Origin of the sequence: Rhizobium sp. C104 (assembly GCF_022354505.1) — a bacterium.
GTDB lineage: Bacteria > Pseudomonadota > Alphaproteobacteria > Rhizobiales > Rhizobiaceae > Rhizobium > Rhizobium redzepovicii.
Genome location: NZ_CP092352.1, coordinates 168,578 through 191,903 on the forward strand (window position 1 = coordinate 168,578; position 23,326 = coordinate 191,903).

At 61.7% G+C, this 23,326-nt stretch carries 11 protein-coding genes and 3 pseudogenes; 10 read left to right on the top strand and 4 right to left on the bottom strand.

The features are described 5' to 3' along the window. Positions 1–73 precede the first annotated feature (73 nt). From MF410_RS28930 to MF410_RS28950, 5 genes and pseudogenes are all read left to right on the top strand, one after another. Entirely contained in the window at positions 74–1,147 is a 1,074-nt protein-coding gene (locus tag MF410_RS28930; protein WP_097628080.1) for an efflux RND transporter periplasmic adaptor subunit, read from the top strand. After that, a pseudogene (locus tag MF410_RS28935) lies at positions 1,144–2,233 on the top strand (efflux RND transporter periplasmic adaptor subunit). Before MF410_RS28930 ends, MF410_RS28935 begins: the two are co-directional and overlap by 4 nt. Further along, a complete protein-coding gene (locus MF410_RS28940; protein ID WP_183779661.1) occupies positions 2,230–5,301 on the top strand; it encodes an efflux RND transporter permease subunit in 3,072 nt (1,023 codons plus the stop codon). The pseudogene MF410_RS28935 and the gene MF410_RS28940 overlap by 4 nt, the downstream one beginning before the upstream one ends. 69 nt (positions 5,302–5,370) lie before the next feature. After that, positions 5,371–6,522: an alpha/beta fold hydrolase gene (locus MF410_RS28945; protein WP_097628077.1), complete on the top strand. Its 1,152-nt coding sequence runs from the start codon at positions 5,371–5,373 to the stop codon at positions 6,520–6,522. A gap of 143 nt (positions 6,523–6,665) precedes the next feature. After that, positions 6,666–8,120, top strand: a complete 1,455-nt coding sequence (locus tag MF410_RS28950; RefSeq protein ID WP_097628076.1) for an NCS1 family nucleobase:cation symporter-1 — start codon at positions 6,666–6,668, stop codon at positions 8,118–8,120. Between the two features lie 113 nt (positions 8,121–8,233). On the opposite strand, the gene MF410_RS28955 is transcribed toward MF410_RS28950, so the two are convergent. Further along, on the bottom strand, positions 8,234–10,117 hold the full coding sequence (locus MF410_RS28955; RefSeq protein ID WP_239620997.1) for a HAMP domain-containing methyl-accepting chemotaxis protein: 1,884 nt from the start codon (positions 10,115–10,117) through the stop codon (positions 8,234–8,236). Between the two features lie 200 nt (positions 10,118–10,317). Here MF410_RS28955 and MF410_RS28960 point away from each other — a divergent pair, with 200 nt between their 5' ends. Both MF410_RS28960 and MF410_RS28965 read left to right on the top strand, forming a co-directional pair. Continuing rightward, a complete protein-coding gene (locus tag MF410_RS28960; protein WP_097628074.1) occupies positions 10,318–11,028 on the top strand; it encodes a DUF4272 domain-containing protein in 711 nt (236 codons plus the stop codon). Between the two features lie 186 nt (positions 11,029–11,214). Next, positions 11,215–12,258 (top strand): magnesium and cobalt transport protein CorA, encoded by a 1,044-nt coding sequence (locus tag MF410_RS28965; RefSeq protein WP_097628073.1) that lies wholly within the window; start codon positions 11,215–11,217, stop codon positions 12,256–12,258. On the opposite strand, the gene MF410_RS28970 is transcribed toward MF410_RS28965, so the two are convergent. The 3 genes from MF410_RS28970 to MF410_RS28980 all read right to left on the bottom strand — a co-directional run bounded on the left by MF410_RS28970 (position 12,259) and on the right by MF410_RS28980 (position 14,387). Continuing rightward, entirely contained in the window at positions 12,259–13,032 is a 774-nt protein-coding gene (locus tag MF410_RS28970) for an aminoglycoside phosphotransferase family protein (RefSeq protein ID WP_097628144.1), read from the bottom strand. Between the two features lie 24 nt (positions 13,033–13,056). Further along, positions 13,057–13,938, bottom strand: a complete 882-nt coding sequence (locus tag MF410_RS28975) for an MBL fold metallo-hydrolase (protein ID WP_097628072.1) — start codon at positions 13,936–13,938, stop codon at positions 13,057–13,059. Positions 13,939–14,003: 65 nt separating this feature from the next. Continuing rightward, a complete protein-coding gene (locus tag MF410_RS28980) occupies positions 14,004–14,387 on the bottom strand; it encodes a hypothetical protein (protein ID WP_179867150.1) in 384 nt (127 codons plus the stop codon). A gap of 220 nt (positions 14,388–14,607) precedes the next feature. Between MF410_RS28980 and MF410_RS28985 the strand changes: the two are divergent. From MF410_RS28985 to glgB, 3 genes and pseudogenes are all read left to right on the top strand, one after another. Next, positions 14,608–17,834: pseudogene (locus MF410_RS28985) on the top strand (alpha-1,4-glucan--maltose-1-phosphate maltosyltransferase). After that, positions 17,835–21,116, top strand: a complete 3,282-nt coding sequence (gene treS, locus MF410_RS28990; RefSeq protein WP_097628071.1) for a maltose alpha-D-glucosyltransferase — start codon at positions 17,835–17,837, stop codon at positions 21,114–21,116. After that, a pseudogene (gene glgB / locus MF410_RS28995) lies at positions 21,113–23,325 on the top strand (1,4-alpha-glucan branching protein GlgB). The gene treS and the pseudogene glgB overlap by 4 nt, the downstream one beginning before the upstream one ends. Position 23,326 lies beyond the last annotated feature (1 nt).

Genomic DNA, 23,326 nt, shown 5'->3' on the forward strand with positions numbered 1-23,326 from the left:
GCGGCGCAAAGTTTCATTGACTAATGCGTCAGTCAATTATATAGCAGCTGCCGTGGAGAGCAAGAGGTCAACTATGAGAACCATTCGGATCGCTATCGCGATCGTATGCGCCATCGGTCTCGGATCATGCAGCGATTCGAGCGGGCCGACAGAGCCGATCCCGCGGCAGGTCGGCGTCGTCGTGGCCAAGTCTGAGCCACTGGCCGAGGGCGGCGCGCTGACCGGAGAAGTTCGGGCCCGTATCCAGACCGATCTGTCCTTCCGCGTCAGCGGCAAGATCGTCGAGCGGTTGGTGGAGGTCGGGCAGAGCGTGAAGGCGGGCCAACTGCTTGCGCGCATCGATCCGGAAGAGCAGAAGGCCGACCTGGATGTGGCCGCCGCCAATCTTCAGTCCGCTGAGGCGCAGCAGACCCAAGCGCAGCTTGCCTATGATCGCCAGCAGAGTCTGTTTCGAACGCAGGTGACGACGCGTGCCGCGCTCGATCAGGCGCAAGAGGCGCTTCTGACCGCGCAGGCATCGGCGAAGTCGGCGCAGGCACTGTTGGAAACGGCTCAGGACACTCTGTCCTACACGGAGTTGAAGGCGGATGCCGACGGTGTGATCACCGCGCGCAATGCCGAAGTAGGGCAGGTGGCGCAGGCAGCCCAGGTTGTCTTTACCCTTGCTCATGACGGCGACCGTGACGCCGTGTTCGAAGTGGTCGAAAGCGCATTCCTGCGTCCGGTGGACGGCGATGGAACCGTGACCCTTCTGTCGGCCCCTTCGCAGAAGATCACGGCTAGGGTTCGCGAAATTTCTCCGACGATCGATTCCTCCACCGGCACGATCAGGGTCAAGGTCGCGATAACGAGCGATGCTCCCATTCCGCTCGGCGCTCCCGTCGTCGGGCGATTCACTTACGTCCCGCAGGACGTCATCCAATTGCCCTGGTCGGCCATGACCTCCAAGGATGGCAAACCGGCCGTCTGGATCGTCGATCCCGCGTCGTCGGCAGTTTCGGTCAGGGCGGTCGACGTTGCCGGTTACGAGACCGGCAGCTTCATCGTGAAATCGGGCGTCTCGACAGGAGAGACCGTGGTGACCGACGGGACCAAATTCCTCAGACCCGGTGAAATCGTGTCTTATCTCAAGGAAGCTTCCAAGTGAGTATTCGTCTCAAGATAGTCGCGCTGATGGTGGGCACGGCCCTGGTTTCCTCTTGCGCGCCGAAGGAAGACGAGAGCGGAAAGGAGGCGCCTCGTCCGGTGCTGTCGATGACCGTCAAGCAGACGTCCGCTTCGAGGCTCAGCCTGACGGGCACGATCGAGCCGACGATCGAGACCGAACTCGGTTTCCGGATTCTCGGGCGAATGATCGCCCGCAATGTCAATGTCGGGGATGTCGTCAAGAAGGGTGACGTGGTTGCCGCCATCGATCCGCTGGGGCTGGAGCTTGCGGTGCGCAGCGCCCAATCCGACGTGGAAAACAGCGACGCTCAGCTCAGAAACGCCGTGACCACCGAGCAGCGCCAGCGCGCGTTGCTGGAGTTCGCGCTCCGGCACCGAGGCCGCGCTCGAAGAGGCCGAGCAGGCAAGACGCACGGCCGCAGCTGCCGTCGCCAAGGCGCAGGCCAATCTCGACAAAGCCAAGGAGCAGCTCGGTTATGCCCAGCTTCGGGCGGAATTCGACGGGGTGGTGACGGCGACCTCGGCCGAGGTCGGTCAGGTCGTCTCCGCCGGCCAGACCGTCGTGACAATCGCGCGGCCGGACAAGCGCGACGCCGTTGTCGACGTGCCGCAGGGCGCCGCCCAGAGGTTGAACATCGGTGCGCCGTTCGAGGTGACGCTGCAGCTCGATCCGACGATCCGCACATCCGGCGTCGTGCGCGAGATTGCGCCGGAGGCGGAGACGGCTACGCGGACGAGCCGGACCAAGATCGCGCTCAGCGATCCGCCTGAGGCTTTCAGGCTTGGCTCCGTCATCACAGCCTTAGCCACCATCGCCGCCGATCCGGAGATCGTGCTGCCGTCTTCGGCAATCCTTGCCGCCACCGACGGCCCGAGCGTCTGGATCGTCGATGTGCCGGGCAAGAAAGTCTCGCGCCGCCGCGTGAAGATCGACGGAGACGTCGTCGATGGCGGCACTGTCCGCGTCACCGAAGGGCTTGCCCCCGGAGAACGGGTGGTCGTGGCCGGCGTGCATAAACTTGAGGATGGCCAGGCCATCAGGATCGACCAGGAGATCAGCCAGTGAAGTCCTTCAATCTCTCCGACTGGGCGCTCGAACACCGGTCGCTCGTCTGGTACTTCATGATCGTCTTCATTCTCGCCGGCGCCTTCTCCTATCTGAATCTCGGCCGCGAGGAAGACCCGAACTTCACGATCAAAACGATGGTGATCACCGCGCAGTGGCCGGGCGCCTCCGCCGATGAGGTGACGCGGCAGGTGACCGACCGGATCGAGAAGAAGCTCCAGGAACTGGAATCGCTCGACTACACGAAGAGCGAGACCGTCGCCGGCCAGACGACAGTCTTCGTCGAACTGCTGCCGACCACCAAGGCAAGGGATGTCGCGCCGACCTGGCTGCGCATCCGCAACATGATCGCCGACATCAAGGGCGATTTCCCGACCGGCGTCGTCGGTCCCTTCTTCAACGATCGCTTTGGCGACGTGTTCGGAAACATCTACGCCTTCACCAGTGACGGCCTGACCCAGCGCCAGCTTCGCGATCTTGTGGAAGATGCCCGCTCCGAGGTTCTGACCGTGCCTAATGTCGGCAAGGTCGATGTGGTCGGCGCGCAGGACGAGGCGATCTATCTCGAATTCTCCACCCGCCAGATCGCAGCCCTCGGCATCGACCAGCAGTCTGTCATTCAGACCCTGCAGGCGCAGAATGCCGTGACGCAATCCGGCTTCGTCGATGCCGGGCCGGAGCGTATTGCCTTGCGGGTGAGCGGACAGTTTACCTCCGAGGAAAGCCTGCGGTCGATCAACCTTCGCATCAACGACCGCTTCTTCCCGCTGACCGATGTCGCTACGATCAAGCGCGGCTATGTGGACCCGCCCTCATCGCTGTTCCGGTTCGACGGCCAGCCGGCGATCGGACTTGCCATCGGCATGAAACAGGGCGCCAACCTGCTGCAGTTCGGCGAGGGGCTCGATGCGCAGATGAAACGTGTCGTCGGCGATCTTCCGATCGGTGTGGACGTCCACCGTGTTTCCGACCAGCCGCATGTCGTCGATGAGGCGGTTTCCGGCTTTACCCGGGCGCTCTTCGAAGCGATCGTCATCGTGCTCGTCATCAGCTTTATCAGCCTCGGCCTTCGCGCTGGTATGGTGGTGGCGATCTCCATACCGCTCGTGCTGGCGATCACCTTCGTGGTGATGGAATATTCCGGCATCTCGCTGCAGCGCATCTCGCTCGGCGCACTCATTATCGCGCTCGGGCTGCTCGTCGATGACGCCATGATCGCTGTCGAAATGATGGTGGCCCGCCTGGAGGCGGGCGACGATCTGAGGAAAGCTGCAACCTACGTCTATACGTCGACCGCCTTTCCGATGCTGACGGGAACGCTCGTCACCGTCGCCGGCTTCATTCCCGTCGGTCTCAACAACAGCGCCGCCGGCGAATTCACCTTTACGCTTTTCGTGGTCATCGCGGTTTCGCTGGTCGTTTCCTGGATTGTGGCGGTGCTGTTCACGCCGCTTCTCGGCGTCACCATCCTGCCGAAGACCATGAAGTCGCATCATGAGAAGAAGGGCCGCTTTGCCGCCGTCTTCTCCTGGCTTCTGGGGTTGGCGATGCGCTGGCGCTGGATCACCATCATACTGACTGTCGGCGTCTTCGGCCTCTCGATCGGCGGCATGGGGCTGGTGCAGCAGCAGTTCTTCCCCAATTCTGACAGGCCCGAGCTGATCATCGACTGGAACCTGCCGCATAACAGTTCGATCGCCGAGACCAACAGGCAGATGGCCATGTTCGAAAAAGAGATGCTGGCCGGCAACAAGGATATAGATCACTGGACAACCTATGTCGGCCAGGGCGCCCCGCGCTTTATCCTTTCCTTCGACGTGCAGACGCCCGACGTGTCGTTCGGACAGACGGTGATCGTCACCAAAGGCCTCGACGTGCGCGACAAGGTGCGGGCGGAACTGCAGGACTATCTGACGAAAACCTTCCCGGGCACCGACGCCTTCGTCAAGCTTCTCGACATCGGTCCGCCGGTGGGCAAGCCGGTCCAGTACCGCATCAGCGGCCCCGATATCCAGACAGTCCGGGAAGTCTCCCAGCAATTTGCCGGCGTCGTCGGGCAACATCCGCTGCTGTCGAACATGGTGCTTGATTGGAACGAACCCTCGCGTGTGGTCAAGGTCGATGTGCTGCAGGACAAGGCGCGCCAGCTCGGCGTCTCCTCGGAGGATATCGCCACCGCTCTCAACGGCATCGTTGAAGGCTCTACCGCCACACAGATCCGCGATGACATCTATCTGGTCAACGTCGTCGGGCGCGCCCGGGCTTCCGAACGCGATTCCATCCAGACGCTTGAGAATCTGCAGCTCTCGACCTCCAACGGCAAGGTCGTGCCGCTCTCGGCGGTTGCGAATTTCCGCTACGAGCTCGAGCAGCCGACGATTTGGCGTCGTGACCGGCAGCCGACGATCACCCTCAAGGCGGCCGTCATTGGTTCGACGCAGCCGGCCACGATCGTCGACCAGCTCAAGCCGAAGGTCGAGGAATTCCAGAAGAGCCTGCCTGTGGGATACAAAGTGGAAGTGGGCGGTGCGGTCGAATCCAGCGCCGAAGCGCAAGGGCCGATTGCGGCGGTGGCTCCGCTGATGCTGTTCATCATGGCGACGATCCTGATGATCCAGCTGCAGAGTTTCAGCCGCCTCTTCCTGGTCTTCGCGGTCGCCCCGACGGCGCTGATCGGCGTGGTGGCGGCGCTGCTGCTCAGCAATGCGCCGATGGGCTTCGTCGCAATCCTCGGCATACTGGCGCTGATCGGCATCCTGATCCGCAACTCGGTCATCCTGGTCGTGCAGATCGAACATCTGCGCGCCGAGGGTGTTGCGGCCTGGCAGGCGGTCATCGAGGCGACCGAGCACCGCATGCGGCCGATCATGCTAACCGCTGCGGCTGCCACCCTCGCGCTGATCCCGATCTCGCGCGAAATATTCTGGGGACCGATGGCTTACGCCATGATGGGCGGCATCGTTGTGGGAACCGCGCTCACCCTGCTGTTCCTGCCGGCGCTCTACGTCGCATGGTTCAGGATCCCGAGAGACGAAGCCGTCAAGGCCGATGTCCCGGCAGAGGCATGAACGAGTCCGTCAGCCATCGCAGCGGCCGAAGCGGCCGCTGCGCGCCTTGACCTGCGAAGGGATCGCTCGGTGGAGCAACGACGTTTGAACGGGCTTGCGAAGATAGCTCCTGCCGTGCTGGTCGCGCTCGGTCTGGTGGCGCTGACGGGCTGCGTCTCGAGGCCGTCGCCTGATGTCTTGAAGCCGGTGCATCTGCAGGCTCGGGCCGATGAGGCCGTTTCGAACCGGGTTAGCGTGCTGGCTGCGACGAACAGGACCCCCGATACCATGCGGGGCGGTTTTGGGAGCGCATGGGCCGACAACCTCACCTATGAGCAATATGCATTTTCGGTCCCTCCGGACAGGAAGGGTACCACGATCGCATACCCGACCTCGACACTGGATCCCGAACGGCAATTTGCCGTCATCGGCCGCAAGCAGCTTGCAAAGGACGCCTTCGTTGAGGAGGCGCTCCGGTCGGTGCAGCCGGACGGCACCATCGGCATCTTCGTGCATGGTTACAACTACAGTTACCAGGAGGCGCTCTATCGTACGGCGCAGATCGCCGCGGATGCGAAAATGCCGGGGGCTCCGATCCTGTTTTCCTGGCCTTCGGCTGCAGCCGTTGCCGGATATGTCGCTGACCGGGATGCGGCGCTCGCCTCGCGTAGCGCGCTCGATTCCCTCGTCACCTCGCTTTCGGCCTCCGGCAAGGTGAAACGCATCGTCCTGTTCGGACATAGCATGGGTGGGTTCCTGGTCATGGAGACGGTCCGCCAGCTCACGCTGCAGCATCGCGACGATGTCGTCGGCAAACTGGCGGTAATCCTCGCTGCCCCCGACATCGACGTCGATGTCTTCCGCTCCCAACTGGCGGATATCGGGCGAATGCCGATCCCCATATCCCTGCTCGTTTCCAAGGACGACCGGGCGCTCGTGGCCTCGAGCTTCATCGCAGGGGAGCGGCCGCGCGTCGGGCGTCTCGATATTAACGATCCCGTTATCGAGGAGGCCGCCGTGAAAGAAAGGCTCCGGGTCATCGACATCACCTCGATCCAGGCGTCCGATGGACTGGGGCATGATCGCTATGCATCACTCGCCAAGTTCGGTGCGCAGCTTGCCTCCTTCGAAAGCGGCAAGCGTACATCCGCCGGCGATGTCGGCGCCTATGTCTTCGACGCGGCCGGCGCTGCAGTCGCAAGCCCGTTTCGTCTGGCTGGACGCGTTGTCGGCGCGCACTGATCCGCGCGAGGCGCCCAGCGGGATCTGTACAGCGCGGGCACCGACATTGTGTACAATATGACTATTAAATTGTCAGATGCCTAAATGAGGCGCAAACTTCCGTCCGGGGTCGAGTCGGCCTCAGGGGATATGGGAGGGCATTCATGAGCATTCGAAATCCGTCTCCCTCGTTATACAACGAGGATCTTGCACCCGCCGAGGAGCGCAAATGGGGTGCGTTCAGTATCTTTAACGTCTGGACATCTGATGTTCACAGCCTGTGGGGCTACTATCTGGCGGCGAGCCTGTTCCTGCTGTGCGGCAGCTTCGTGAATTTCGTCATCGCCATCGGCATCGGCTCGCTGGTCATCTTTGTGCTGATGAGCCTGGTCGGCAATGCCGGCGTGCGCACCGGCGTACCCTTTCCGGTTCTGGCCCGTGCCTCCTTCGGCACGTTCGGCGCCAATGTTCCGGCCCTGGTTCGGGCGGTGGTCGCCTGCTTCTGGTACGGCGCGCAGACCGCCGCCGCATCCGGCGCGATCGTCGCTCTTCTGATCCGCAACGAGAGCCTGCTCGCCTTCCATCAGAACAGCCATATGCTCGGCCACTCGACCCTCGAACTTATCTGCTACATCGTCGTCTGGGCGCTGCAACTGCTTATCATCCAGCGGGGCATGGAGACGGTTCGCAAGTTTCAGGATTGGGCAGGTCCGGCCGTCTGGATCATGATGCTGATCCTGGCCGTCTATCTGGTCGTCAAGTCGGGCACCTTCTCCTTCGGTTCGGAGATCCCGCGCGACGTGCTGATCGAGAAGACCAAGGATGCCGGCGTGCCGGGCGAGCCCGGCTCGTTTGCAGCACTTGCCGCGGTGGCCGCCACCTGGATCACCTATTTCGCAGCACTCTATCTGAATTTCTGCGATTTCTCGCGTTACGCAACCAGCGAAAAGGCGCTGCGCAAGGGCAATCTCTGGGGTCTGCCGATCAACCTTCTGGCCTTCTGCCTTGTCGCAGGCGTCACCACCACGGCGGCCTTCACCGTCTATGGTGAGGTTCTGCTGCATCCGGAAATGATATCGGCGAAATTCGAAAGCTGGTTCCTGGCGCTGCTTGCGGCCCTGACATTCGCGATCGCCACGCTCGGCATCAACGTCGTGGCGAACTTCGTCTCGCCGGCCTTCGACTTCGCCAACGTCTTCCCGCGCCAGATCAACTTCAAACGCGGCGGATACATTGCCGCATTGATCGCTCTCGTGCTTTATCCGTTTGCTCCCTGGGAGACGGGTGCGGCGCATTTCGTCAACTTCATCGGGTCGACGATGGGGCCGATCTTCGGCATCATGATGGTGGACTACTATCTCATGCGGAAAAGCCAGCTGAACGTCGAGGCGCTCTATCATGAGAATGGCGAGTTCCGCTTCCAGAACGGCTGGCACGGCAATGCCTTCATCGCATTTGCGGTCGGCGCGCTGTTCTCCTCGATTCTGCCGACCTTCACCAGCATCCTGCCGGATTGGTGGGGCACCTATGGCTGGTTCTTCGGCGTCGGAATCGGCGGGGCGATCTATTTCGTGCTGAGAATGGGCGCCCGGCGCAATCCGGCCTTCGCCGCACGATAAAAAGAGAGGCGCCCGGCATTGCCGGGCGCCTTCATCTCTGGTCTGTGCAAGCGGTTAGGGCGAGGGCGAGGGCAGTTGCCGCAGAACCGCTGCACACTTTTGCGCGACCTGCTTTAGCGGCGAGCGGCAACCGCATGGATCGCGGCGCGGGCTGTCGGCTGCGCCATCGTTCTTGCCGTCGAGCGAAGGGCTGACGATTGGTTGGACGTCGTATCGTCGAGCCTGAATTGGGCGATAAGCTCGCGAAGTGTCTGGGCTTGCTGCGCGAGTGAATCTGCTGCCGCCGTTAACTCCTGCACCATGGTCGCGTTCTGCTGCGTGGTCTGGTCCATCCTGTTGACCGCAACGTTGACTTCGCTGAGGCCGATCGACTGCTCTTTCGCAGAAGTGGCGATCGAGTCCATATGGTGATTGATCTGGGTGATGAAGCCGCCGATGGTCTTCAGGGCCTGGCCGGTGTCGCGGACGAGCTTGACGCCGCTTTCAACTTCCTTCGAAGAGTTCTGGATCAGCCCCTTGATTTCCTTGGCTGCACTTGCCGAGCGCTGGGCGAGTTCGCGCACTTCCTGGGCGACGACGGCAAAGCCCTTGCCGGCCTCGCCGGCACGGGCGGCTTCCACGCCGGCATTGAGCGCGAGAAGATTGGTCTGGAACGCGATTTCGTCGATGACGCTGATGATGTTGGAGATCTGCTGCGACGAGGTCTCGATGCGTTCCATTGCCTCTTCGGCGTGGGAAACGACTTCCGCGGAGATACCGGCGCTGCGGTTTGCCTCGGTGGCCACCGTGCGCGTCTCCTCGGTCCGTTTGCTGGAGTTCGCAACGTTTGCGGTGATCTCTTCCAGTGCGGCTGCCGTTTCTTCAAGCGAGGCCGCCTGCTGCTCCGTGCGCTTCGACAGATCGCTTGCACCGGAGGAGATTTCGCGCGTGCCTTCATCGATCGTGCCGATGCTGTCGGAAATAGCCCGGAGCGTCGCGCCAAGCTGGGTGACGGACTGGTTGAAGTCGTGGCGCAGTGCCTCGAAATCGGGCGCGAAGGCCTCGTCGAGTTGGAAGGCAAGGTCTCCTGCGGCCAGCCGCTTCAAACCGGCGGCGAGACCCGAGGTGGCGATGCGCAACCGCTCCGATGCGTCGGCTTCCGCCAGCCTCTGGGTGTCAACGCGGTCAGCCTCCGCTCGGACGCGGTTTTCCTCGGCCTCTGTCGCCATCCGCTTGTTCGCGATGGCGGCCTGGCGGAAGATCTCCACCGCCCCTGCCATGGATCCGATTTCGTCGGCGCGGTCGGCAAATGGGATCTGTGAACCTGTGTCCCCCTCTGCCAGACGCCGCATCGAGGTGGTGATGCCGGTAATCGGGTTGGCGATTGCCTTCAGCACGAAAGCGACAGCACCGAGAACGAGCAACCCGGCGACAGCGATCGTTGCAAGCAGGTAGAATTCTATGGAGGCGAAGGTCTCCGTGCTGAGGTCGGCGGCCTTCTTGCTGCCGATGACGTTCAATTCGACCAGGGCCGCCGTGGCTTCCTTGAGCTTGTCGGAATAAGAGCGCATTCCCCCGCCGAGATATTGCCCGGCTTCCTCGGTCTTGTTGGCACGGGAAAGGACGAGGAGTTGCGAGCTGCTGGAGATGTAACCTTCAACGCTTTCCTTGATCGTCTTGATCAGGTCGCGCTCGCGATCGGACGACGCCAGCGGAAGATAGGCGTCGACCGATTTGCGTATCGCATCCTCGGCAACTTTGATTGCCTCTTCGCGTGTTTTCTTTTCCGCCTCCGACTGCGCGATGATGTGATCGCGGTAAGTGAGGCGCAAATTCGTCATGGCGAGATTGATTGCCTGCGACGCCTGCACGCTTGGCAGCCAGTCGGTGGCAATTTCCTCGGTCGAGCCGTTCGTTTTGCAAAGACCGTCGACCGCGAGATAGGCTACAAGACCGAAAAGAAGAGCTACACCGCTGAAAATCAACAGCAAACTCGTTTTAATGTTTGGACGACGCATAGAAAGTCCTCGATCGAACGGTCCGGCCTCATACCGGCTTGGCTAGGGACATTTGTACCGAGAAAAATTTAACGATTTGCTCAATATGTAAAATGCCGTTTACCAACCCTTCCGGAAACCGACGTCGCTTTTGCGCAAAACATATCCCGATCGCGCTGGAAATGTTTATCGATGCGTCAAAGAGATGAGAGGAGCCATACATGATGAAGCGCCTGTTTTCTGCCCTTCTTGCATTGATCCTTCCGGTTCAGGCAGCCGTCTCGCAACCCGCCGATGAGGCAGGGGCGCGCAAAGCCCGGTCTATCGCTCAGCTTCAATCGGAAGGGGTGCCGACGATCGATCATCTGCCGACCGTCGAGCCCGAGAGCGAAAGTACCCGCCGAAATACCAAGGCGGTCGTGCAACGCACGATCGCGCTTGCGATCGTTGCCGTGAAAGGCGAGACCGGCGACCATGCCATGGGTCAGGCTCTCATCCGGCAGTTCGATGCAGTGAGTTTTTTCACCCCGAAAGAAAAGGCCTTCATGGACGATCCTGATCCCTCCGATCAGGATCGCGCAAACTTCGCGTGGCGTTACGAAGGCGTGCACGTCATGTTGTGGGCACTCGGGATTTCGCCGCAGCTCGAACGTCCCGACCATATCTGCGACGTCCCGTTCATTGCGAAAACGCTTCGCGAATTGGGAACGGACGGGTTGATGCGTCGCGCCAAACTGCGCCCGCAAAAAGAACTGCTCGACGCCGCCGACCTGATCTACCGCTATGATTGGGCGGCCGTGAACGCAAGACTGAAGGGTGAAGAGCCGCCGACCGGATTGGACAAGGGCGTGGTCTACGAATGGCATTACGCCCTCAACTGGCTGATCGGCTACATGGATCAGGACTGGGATGACATTTCCACGGACACGTGATGTGGGTTGCGCGTTCTGCAATGAGTCGCTGGCGCAGAGCTGACAAAAGCCAATGCGCAATCAGCGTTTCTTGGTTCCGCACTGAGACGGATGCATGTTTTACGAAATAGCATTATGATCGACGCGACGCCTGGCCGGCGTTGGTGCGGATGCGTGATCCGTGCGGGAGCGGGAGGACGGCAGGATTTGGAACGGCTGAAGGATCTGGACGAAATTTCCGCGCAGGCGGGCGGCGGTTCGGCATCGTTGCCCTATGAACGGCCCGGCGTCGTGGCTGCCGCCGTGTATCAGCATGGGCAGCGCATTCGCGACATCAGGATAGAAGAAGCCGGCGAATGGCGCAGTCGGGAGAACGCCATCGTCTGGATCGGTCTGCACGAGCCGGACGAAGTGCTGCTGCATCAGGTCCAGGCCGAATTCAATCTCCATGCACTGGCGATCGAGGACGCGGCACAGCCCCACCAGCGACCGAAGCTGGAGATTTATGGGGACGCAATGTTCATCGTTGCCCGGACCGCCCATATGAAGGATGACGAAATCATCTTCGGCGAAACGCATTTGTTCGTCGGCCGCGGTTATGTCGTCTCCGTTCGCCACGGTGACTCGTCCTCTTATCTGTCGGTGCGGCAACGGTGCGAAGCAACGCCCGCGGCGCTCGCCCATGGTGAAAATTACATCCTCTATTCCATCCTCGATTTCATCGTCGACAACTATATGCCGGTCATCGAAGTCGTGCAGGAGGAGGTCGAGAAGCTCGAGGATCTGGTGCTGCGCGAACAGCTGGGGAAGTCCGATATCGAGCGGCTTTATCTGCTGCGGCGGAAGCTCTTGCGGCTGCGCAATGCCGTTGTGCCGCTCGTCGACGTCTGCCGGCGATATGAGCACATCGATCTTCCCGGCATGGATCCGACGCTTCAGTCGCTGTTTCGCGATGTGACCGATCACGTGCGCCGGGTTCAGGAAGATATCGACGCTTTGCGCGAGGTGCTGGCCTTCGCCTTCGAGGCTAGCGTGATGATCGGCCAGACCGAGCAGACGGCGATTGCCCGCAAGCTCGCCGCCTGGGCGGCAATTCTCGCCGTTCCCACGGCGATCGCAGGCATTTACGGCATGAACTTCAGCGATATGCCGGAACTGAAAACCCAGTATGGCTACTTCGTCGTGCTCGGCGTCATCGGCGTCCTGTGTCTCGGCCTCTTTGGCTTCTTCCGTCGGAGGAAGTGGCTCTAGCTATAGGAGCGCGTTCAGCAGTCGGTCTCGATGTTGCTGCACATAGTCGATATCGCTTAGATACAGCTGAGCGTCCCCTGCGGCTACGTGCTCCGCGAAGGTCTCGTCTCCGGCCGAAGCCCTTGCCTGCATGAAATTGGCAAGCGCCTGGAGCCGCCCGCAGACCATCTCCGGGAGCTGTTGCCGTTCTTTTGCCGTTGCCCCGTAGGCCGTGCAGAAGATTTCCGCCCGCCGCAGCTGTTCATCGAGACCTGACAGCACGCCGGGATGGGAGGGATCGGACAAAGGCGCCCAGCGATAGACCGCGTAGGCCAGATCCCAGAGTCGCGGTGCGGGATGCGCGGTATCGAAATCGATGATCCCGACAGCCTCATGCTCTGTCGTGGCGACGTTGTAAGGCGCGTAATCTCCGTGGCAGACGATTTCCCGCGGTTCCTGTGGCGGCAGCATCCACGTCTGGATTTCACCATCCTGCTCCAGAAACCCTTGTGATGCCGCGTGAAAATCGCGCAGAAGCCTGGCCGCCGAAACCAGCATGCGCTCCGATCCGACAAACGTGTCGCCCAGGTCTTCGCAGACGCGCCCGGCGACGAAGCTGACGATCTCCTGGTTTTTCCCTGTGATGTCGATCGGCTCCGGCGCCGCCAGAAAACCTCTGTCCCTGACATGGCGCAAAAACCGGTGCACCGTGGGCGTCCACGCGCCTGATGGTCTAACGACGGTATCGCCGTCGCGCCAGATCTGCCCGGTTCGTCCGCCTTCCAATGGCTTTATGTCATTCTCCCCCTGCAGATCCATCTACGCGGATTTCCGTTTTTCCATGTGGGCCTGAAGGGTGGCGCCAAGGTTTGTCTCGTGGCAGTTCCGGTAGAACGTCACCGTTTCCGCAGGCATGCCGTCGGGGATGGCGATGAAATCTTCAAGCCGGAAACCGCTTGAGCGGCTGAGCTGAACGTCCGCCAGCTGGTTCTCGCTCAACCCGTCGACACGTTCGGCCAGGGCTTCGAAATAGGCAAGATTTGCCTTCACCGTCGAAGGCGAAGATGTCTGGCCATGCGCGGGGATGACCAGCCTCGGTTCGAGATCACGGATCCGCTCCAGCGATGAACGGATCAGGCGAAGGTCTTCGGCACTTTTACTCCAGACTTCGGGGATAGGATATTCCACCGCATCGACGGCCAGGCAGATGCGAAGCTCGGGAATCCAGACGGCGATATGGTCGGGCGTGTGCCCGGGCGTATGGATGAGTTCGAGCTTCAGATCGCCGCCGTTGAGAAGCATCGAGCCGGAGAAGGTTATATCGGGACCGATGAGCTCGACATTGCGAAACCGCGGTTCCTGGCCAGCCTTGTCTTTCAGAACCTGTTGCTCGGAGGGATCACGCAAGCGGTCGAGTGCTGCGGCATGCGCGATAATCGGAGCGCGGCCGGCAATGGCGGCATTTCCCCAGAAGTGATCCCAATCCATATGCGAATTGATGACAATCAAGGGGCGAGCCGCCGTCTTTTCTTCTAGCAGATCCAGCGCCATCCGGCATAGCTCGGGCGTTCCAAGCGTATCGATCAGGACGCTGAACCTCTCGGTCCGGACAAACACGCCATCGACTTCATCTCCCGCCCGAACGATCACGATCCGGTCGTCAAGTTCGGGATAGGAGCACAATTCTACCGGTGCATTCACGTCTGGTCGCCTCTATTGCAATCGGTCTCTCATTCAGTACATCAAATCAGCTCGGGTGCTCGCCCTTAAGGGTGGTGCGTCTTTCGCTCTACTGGGACATGTACATCCCACCGTTTCATCACAGCATTCGGCACCGCGTCTGGGCAGACGACCATCACGCTGGGTTTTGAGCGGCCGAGGCTCTTCGGCGTCCACTGTGTCTGAAGCGGGACCGCACATCGGGGAACCAGCACCTTCGCGTTGGGCTCCAGCACGTTCCACTGCTCGTGCTCACTGGCGTTCTCCTGCGCGACGAAGCGCCTGGCCTCCTCGCGAATTTCGAACAGGCCGTGTTTTAATTCTGTCGAACGATCGGTTTCGATGCTCCAGGAGGTGAGGCACAGTATGCAAGCCGACAGGGTTGCGGCGACGAGTATGGATCGAAGCTTGGATGCGCGCTCAATAGCCACCTGACTCCCTCTCCCCGGACGGCGGAAGATTATCCGGATGCGGCTGGAATTCTCAAGGTCTCTTCGTCCCCTGGGCGGGCTTTGGTGCTCGAACGAAATACGTCCCCTCGATCCGGCGCCGATGCGGCTGATGCTTTCGTACAGCCGCGAATTGGCCGTGCCGGTGGAACAACAACCGCCAAAGGAAGTTTGCCTGAAAAGCAACTCGAGGCGGCGGCCGATGTTATTTTCTGCGAACGGGGGTGTGTTGAGCACCCCACCCCGGATCTATTATGCCAATCCGCTCCTTCTCCAGGGCATCGATGCATGGCGCGAGGTTTTCGACCATGCGGCGGACACCGGTTTCGATCACGTGCTGACGGCGCCCCTCTTCGACCGGGACGGGGAGCGCAGCGTGTTTGCTTCCCGGGACTTCGATCGTCTCGATCCTGAACTGTCGCTCGGAAGCGATGTCGGGGAGGGGGTGGCGCGTCTGGCGGAGGCTGGCCGCAAGAGCGGCGTTGCCTTGATGATGGATCTGATGCTCGACGGCAGGGGGAGGCATCCTCAGGCGGGATTTCGTCCCGTCGATCCGAGACGCTCGCCACTGGACCCGGCAGAACCGATGGCGGCGATGGGGGCGGAACGACAATCGCAGCTGTTGGCGGAATGGACCGAACGGCTGCAGCGGCTGTCCGACGCCGGTCTCGCCGGCTATCGGGTGCTTGGGATAGATCGGGCGACGCCGGCGTTTTTCAAATCGCTGATGGCGGCGGTGCGCGAAAAGACCGAGGCGCAATTCCTCGCCTGGACGCCCGGCACCGATTTTGCGGTGAGGGGGGTATCAACGAGGCAGGTTTCAACGGTTGTTTTTCGTCGATGGCCTGGTGGGATTTCGACGAGAGATGGTTCATCGACGAGCATCGCGTGCAGCAGCCGCTCGGCTGGCAGATCGCTTTTCCGGAACCGCCATTCGCGCGGCGTATCGCGCACGGAACCGAGAGCCGCGAAATCCTTGAACGGCGCGCCGTGAGAGCCCTGCGCCTTGCCGCTTCGCTCGGGGGTGGCCTGATGGTTCCGATGGGCTTCGAATATGGCGCAGCCACGCCGCTCGATCCGACGCATGGCAACAGGGCGGGTCTCAGGGGATTGCGTCACGACCTGGCTTTCGATCTCTCTTCCGAAATCCGGCGTGCGAATAGCGAAATCGGCACGATCGACCATGCGCCTGCTTCATCGCTGCGCCTGATCCGCAACGCCAATGGGCCGGTCTCGGCACTCCTGCAATCCGAGGTGCAGGATCTGCGCAGCGCCGACAATGTGCGCTTCATCCTGCTGAACAGAGACCTTCGGCGAAGCGCGCCCGCGCCGGTGACGGCACTTCGCGAAGCGGCCTCCGGCTTTCTGCCCGTCGCAGCCGACGGTGGGGTTCTCCGCCTGCGGGCAGGGGAGGCGCTGGTCATCCAAGGCAAGGCGCCAACGCCGATCACCTCCAGACCCGCCCTGGAGATCACGCAGGCGACGGCATCGCCTCGGCTTGCCATCGAAAACATCACGCCGCGTGTCGATGATGGGCGCTTTCCGGTCAAGCGGGTGGTGGGCGACATCGTTACCGTCGAGGCTGACATCTTCGCCGACGGCCACGACCCGATCGCCGCCGTCCTGCTCTGGCGGCCGCTCGACGCCATGGCGGATTGGAACGAGACGGAGATGCATCTTATCGAAAACGACCGCTGGCGCGCCGAGTTCCTGCTCGAGCGCACCGGCCGCTACGAGTTCGCCGTCGAGGCGTGGAAAAACGCTTTTGCGATCTTCCGCTACGAGCTGACCAAGAAGAACGACGCCCGGCTCGACCTGAAGCTCGAGTTGCAGGAGGGATTGAACCTCGTCCACGCCGCACAGGCCGGGGCGCCTGCAGCGCTCGGCCCCGAACTGCACGCCCTGAGCGACAGTCTCGAAAGCGCCTCGGACGCCGAGCGGACGGCGATCCTGCTCGATCCCCAGACATCCGAGCTGATGAACAAAGCCGACAGGCGGCCGTTCCGGCTCCGCTCCACGGCAAGCGCCGTCGATGCCGAGCGCAAGGAAGCGGCCTTTGCCAGCTGGTACCAGATCTTCCCGCGCTCGCAGAGCGGTGATCCCAACCGGCACGGCACCTTCGACGACGTCATCCCGAGGCTGGCCGATATCCGCGGCATGGGCTTCGACGTGCTTTACTTCCCGCCCATTCACCCGATCGGCTCGACCAACCGGAAGGGGCGCAACAACAGCTTGAAGGCCGGTCCCGGCGATCCCGGGAGCCCTTATGCGATCGGTTCCGAGGAGGGCGGCCACGATGCCATCCATCCCGAGCTCGGCGATTTCGAGGATTTCGGCCGGCTGGTCGAGGAGGCGGGCCGGCACGGGCTGGAGATCGCCCTCGACCTTGCGATCCAGGCGTCGCCGGATCACCCCTGGCTGAAGGAACATCCCGGCTGGTTCGACTGGCGCCCGGACGGCACGATCAAATATGCCGAGAACCCGCCGAAGAAATATGAGGACATCGTCAACGTCGATTTCTACACCAAAGACGCGCTGCCCTCGCTATGGATGGAGCTGAGGGATGTTGTCCAGCTATGGGTGGACCAGGGCGTCAAGCTGTTTCGCGTCGATAACCCGCACACCAAACCCTTTCCCTTCTGGGAATGGCTGATCGGCGATATCAGAGCGCGTCATCCCGATGTGGTCTTCCTGTCGGAAGCCTTCACCAAGCCCAAAGTGATGTACAGGCTGGCGAAGATCGGCTTTTCCCAGTCCTACACCTATTTCACCTGGCGCAACGCCAAATGGGAACTCGAGCAATATATGCGCGAGCTGACTGAGACGGAGGCGAAGGAATTCTTCCGTCCGCACTTCTTCGTCAACACCCATGACATCAATCCGGACTTTCTCCAGAACGCGCCGCGCCCGGCCTTTCTGATCCGCGCCGCCCTTGCCGCCACTCTCTCTGGCCTGTGGGGCGTCTATAACGGCTTCGAGCTCTGCGAGGGGCGACCCGATGTCAAGCGCAAGGAATATGCCGACAGCGAGAAATACGAGATTCGCGCCTGGGATTATGACCGGCCGGGCAATATCGTCGACGAAATCAGGATGCTCAACCGTATCAGGAACGAGAACACTGCCCTGCATTCGCATCTCGGGCTGACGCTTCTGAATGCTTGGAATGACAATATCCTGTTCTTCGAAAAGGCAAGTAAGGCCCGCGACAATGTCCTGCTGATCGCGATCAGCCTCGACCCTCACAATTTTCAGCAAAGCGATGTCGAACTGCCGCTCTGGCACTGGTCGCTCGGCGACGGCGGCACGCTGGATGCCGAGGATCTGGTCGGTGGGCATCGTTTCAAATGGACCGGCAAACGGCAGAGCATCAGCCTGAACCCTGAGATCCTGCCCTTTGCGATCTGGCGCGTTCGAGCAGCGGAGGCATGAATGGACACGATGAACCCCGATGGCATTGAGCAGCCCCTCTGGTACAAGGATGCGATCGTCTACCAGCTGCACATCAAGTCGTTCTACGACGCCAATGGCGATGGCGTCGGCGACTTTGCCGGCCTGCACGCCAAGCTCGATCACATCGCGGCGCTCGGCGTCAATGCCATCTGGCTGCTGCCTTTCTTTCCCTCGCCGCGCCGCGACGACGGCTACGACATCGCCGACTACGGCAATGTCAGCCCCGATTACGGCACCTTGGAGGATTTTCGCGCCTTCGTCGACGCCGCACACCAGCGTAATATCCGCGTCATCATCGAGCTCGTCATCAACCACACCTCCGATCAGCATCCCTGGTTCCAGCGCGCCCGTCAGGCACCGGCCGGATCCCCGGAGCGCGATTTTTACGTCTGGTCGGATACCGATCAGAAATTCCCGGAAACGCGCATCATTTTCATCGATACCGAAAAGTCCAACTGGACATGGGATGCCGTGGCGGGCGCCTATTATTGGCATCGCTTTTATTCCCACCAGCCTGACCTCAACTTCGACAGTCCCCTGGTCATGGAGGAACTGCTGAAGGTGATGCGCTTCTGGCTGGAAACCGGTATCGACGGCTTCCGCCTCGACGCGATCCCTTACCTTGTCGAGCGCGAGGGGACGATCAACGAGAACCTGCCGGAAACCCATGCGATCCTGAAGCGCATCCGTGCCGCTCTCGATGCCACCCATCCCGGCGTGATGCTGCTGGCCGAGGCCAATCAATGGCCGGAGGATACGCGCGAATATTTCGGCGACGGCGACGAATGCCACATGGCCTTCCACTTTCCGCTAATGCCGCGCATGTATATGGCGATCGCCAAGGAGGACCGGTTTCCGATCACCGATATCCTGCGGCAGACGCCGGAGATTCCGGAGAATTGCCAATGGGCGATCTTCCTGCGCAACCACGACGAACTGACGCTCGAAATGGTGACGGACGCCGAGCGCGACTATCTCTGGGAAACCTACGCATCCGATAAGCGCGCCCGCATCAATCTCGGCATCAGGCGGCGCCTGGCGCCGCTGATGGAGCGCGACCGCCGGCGCATCGAGCTGATGAACGCGCTGCTGCTCTCTATGCCGGGAACGCCGGTGATCTATTACGGCGACGAGATCGGCATGGGCGACAATATCTATCTCGGCGATCGGGATGGGGTGAGGACGCCGATGCAATGGTCTCCGGACCGCAATGGCGGCTTCTCCAGGGTAGACCCGGCGCGTCTCGTCCTGCCGCCGGTCGCCGATCCGCTCTACGGTTTCGAGGCCGTCAACGTCGAGGCACAGAGCACGGACGCGCATTCGCTGCTCAACTGGACGCGCAAGATGCTGGCGCTGCGCGGTCGGCATCCGGCCTTCGGCCGTGGTTCGCTGCGGTTCCTCGCGCCGGAGAACCGCAAGATCCTCGCTTATCTCAGGGAATATGAAGGCGAGACGCTGATGTGCGTCGCAAACCTCTCGCGCCTGCCGCAGGCCGTGGAACTCGACCTGTCGAGCTTCGAGGGCCGCGTTCCGATCGAATTGACCGGCATGTCGCCCTTTCCGCCGATCGGTCAGCTGACCTATCTGCTGACATTGCCGCCCTACGGTTTTTTCTGGTTCCAGCTGGAAGCCGATGCCGACCCGCCGGCATGGCGCACCGCTCCGCCGGAGCAGCTTCCCGATCTGGTGACGATGGTCACCCGTCGCGGCCTGCTCGACCTTGTCGATGAACCCAAGCTTGCACGCGTTCTCAGCAACGAAATTCTGCCGGCCTATCTGGCGAAGCGGCGGTGGTTCGGGGCAAAGGACCAGCCGCTGCAGGCGGCGCGTCTGATCTCCGCAACGCCGATCCCCTTTGCCGACGGGATTGTTCTCGGCGAACTGGAGGCCGTGCTGCCGAACCATAGCGAATCCTACCAGCTGCCGCTGGCGGTCGCCTGGGACGATGCGCAACCATCGGTGCTGACCCAGCAGCTTGCGCTCGGTCGGGTCCGCCAGGGCCGGCGCGTCGGTTTCCTGACGGACGGATTTGCCGTGGAGGCGATGGCGCGCGGCATCCTGCGCGGGCTTGGCGACCGCTCGCGCACCACCGGCCGCACCGGCACGCTCGAATTTCTCGGCACGGAACGGCTCGACCGTCTTGCCGTCACCGACGACCTTCCGGTCCATTGGCTCTCGGCCGAACAGTCCAACAGTTCGCTGATCGTCGGCGATCTGGCGATGATCAAGCTGATCAGGCACATCTTTCCCGGTATTCATCCGGAAGTCGAGATGACGCGCTATCTCACCCGCGCCGGCTACGATCACACCGCGCCCTTGCTCGGCGAGGTCGCGCACACGGACTCCAGTGGACGCCGCTCGACATTGATCATCGTCCAAGGCGCGATCCGCAATCAGGGCGATGCCTGGAACTGGATGCTGAACAACCTGCGCCGCGGGGCAGACGAACTCGTGCTGAACGACCCGGCCGTCCAGCCGGGCGACGACGTCTTCCAGCCGCTGATCAGCTTCGTTGCGATGGTCGGCATGCGTCTCGGAGAACTACATGTCGTGCTTGCCGGGGAGACTGCGGACGAAGCCTTCAGCCCGGTAATCGCCGGCGACAGCGAAGTCGAGGCGATGAAGAAGGCGGTTGCCGGCGAAGTCGCCTATGCCATGTCGAAACTTGCCGAACGGGAGGAGAATGCCGATCCGGCGATCGACCTGCTTGCAGCGCCGTTGCTCAAGCGCCGCTCCGAACTCGTCGAGCTTGCCGCGACGCTGGCCGAGTCCACGCGCCATACGCTGATGACGCGCACGCACGGCGATTTTCACCTTGGTCAGATCCTCGTCAGCGAGGGTGATGCCGTCATCATCGATTTCGAGGGCGAGCCCGCGAAAAACCTGGCCGAGCGCCGCGCCAAGACCAATCCGCTGCGCGATGTCGCCGGGCTTTTGAGGTCACTGAGTTATCTCGTCGCCACCGCCCAGCTTGATAACGACGCCGTCATCGAACATGAGAACGAAGTCCGGCGCGAGGCCATCGCCCGCTTCGGGCGCCAGGCGGAAGAGGCGTTTCTCGACGCCTATGCGCAGGCGGTTTCGGCATCGAAGGCGCTTGATATGCCACCCGATCAACGACGGAGGGTCCTCGATGCCTTTCTTCTCGAAAAGGCCGCCTATGAGATCGCCTATGAGGCCCGCAACCGGCCGAAATGGCTTCCGATCCCGCTTTCCGGCCTCACCGAAATCGTCTCGCGTCTGGCGGGGGTCCCGGCATGAATGTTGAGCGCTCGGAACTTCTCGCCGGAATCGGGCACGATGCCCTCTGGGCTCTGATCGAAGGGCGCCACGGCGATCCTTTTCGATCCTCGGTCCCCATGAAAGCGGCGGGATGACCATCGTGCGGGTCTATCTGCCCGGGGCGGAGGCGGTCGATCTCATCGAGGCTGGGAGTGGACGGGTGGTGACGCCCTTCAGTGTCGCCCATCCCGCCGGCCTGTTCGCGGCGGCAACCGGTTTGAGGACCGGATACCGGCTGAAGATCACATGGCCGGATGCGGTGCAGATCACCGAGGATCCCTATAGTTTCGGCCTGCTGCTCGGTGAGCTCGACCTCCATCTAATATCGGAGGGCACGCATTACAGTCTGAGCCGCACGCTTGGCGCGGTGGCGATGTCGATCGACGGCATATCAGGCGTTCGTTTCGCCGTATGGGCGCCGAATGCCCGCCGCGTCTCGGTCGTCGGCGACTTCAATGCCTGGGATGGGCGGCGAAATCCGATGCGGCTGAGGCAATCGGCGGGTGTCTGGGAGCTGTTCATTCCGAGCCTCGCCGCCGGCGAAAGATACAAGTTCGAGATCGTCGATGCCGAGGGCACCTGCCTGCCGCAAAAGGCCGATCCGGTGGCGAGGGCGAGCGAAGCTGCCCCATCCACCGCCTCGATCGTCGCATCGTCGACGCCGTTTCGATGGACGGATGACGGCTGGATGAGGGACCGCTCCCGCCAGGAAAGGCTGGAAGGCGCGATGTCAGTCTATGAGGTGCACGCCGGCTCCTGGTTGCGCGACGGGCGGGACGGCAACAGATATCTCGACTGGGTCGAGCTCAGCCAGCGCCTCGTTCCCTATGCCAGCGACATGGGATTCACCCATATCGAACTGCTGCCGATCATGGAGCATCCGTTCGGCGGCTCCTGGGGTTATCAGCCGCTCGGCTTGTTTGCTCCGACCGGCCGCTACGGCACGCCGGAGGATTTCGCCTATTTTGTCGACCGCTGCCATGGCGCCGGGCTCGGCATCATCCTCGACTGGGTGCCGGCTCACTTCCCCACGGATGTCTGGGGTCTTGCCCGCTTCGACGGCAGCGCGCTCTACGAGCATGAGGATCCGCGCGAGGGCTTTCACCGCGACTGGAATACGCTGATCTACAATCTCGGGCGCAACGAGGTGAAAGGGTTCCTGATCGCCAGCGCGCTCGAATGGCTCGAGCGCTATCATGTCGACGGCTTGCGCGTCGATGCCGTGGCCTCGATGCTCTACCGCGATTATAGCCGCAACGAAGGCGAATGGATTCCAAATCAGTATGGCGGCCGGGAGAACCTGGAGGCGGTTGAGTTCTTCAAGCACCTCAACAGCATCGTCCACGAGCGCTGCCCGCATGCAATGACGATCGCCGAAGAATCGACGGCCTGGCCGGGTGTGACGAAGCCGCCGGAAGAAGGCGGGCTAGGCTTCGACATCAAATGGAACATGGGCTGGATGCATGACAGTCTGAGCTACATCGAGAAGGATCCGGTCTATCGGAGCCATCATCATGGCACGATGACCTTCGGCATGATCTACGCCTATTCCGAGCGGTTCATGCTGCCGATCTCCCATGACGAGGTGGTCTATGGCAAAGGCTCGCTGCTGACGAAGATGCCGGGCGACGAATGGCAGAAATTTGCCAATCTGCGCAGCTACCTCGCTTTCATGTGGGGTCATCCCGGCAAGAAGCTGTTGTTCATGGGGAGCGAAATCGCCCAGCCGGGCGAATGGAACCATGATGCTTCGGTGAGCTGGGATGTACTGGAGCGGCCTCAGCATGTCGGCATTCAGCGGCTGGTCAAGGACCTGAATAGCCTCTACGGGGAAGAGCCGTCATTGCAATTCGGCGATTTCCATCCCCAGGGCTTCGAATGGGCAGCAGCCGACGACGCCGCCAACTCCGTCCTCGGCATGCTCCGTTATGGCAAGGACCGCTCTTCATCCGTCCTTGTCGTATCGAATTTCACGCCGGTGCCGCGCTACGGCTATAGGATCGGCGTGCCTGATGATGGCGTGTGGATCGAGCGGATCACCACGGATGCGCGCGAATATGGTGGCTCCGGCCTCGTCAACGGCGCGCTGTCGAGCGAACCCATCCCCGCCCATGGGCGGCCGGTTTCCCTGTCGCTGACGTTGCCGCCGCTGGCGACGATCTTTCTCAAGGGACCGTCGCCTAGATAGG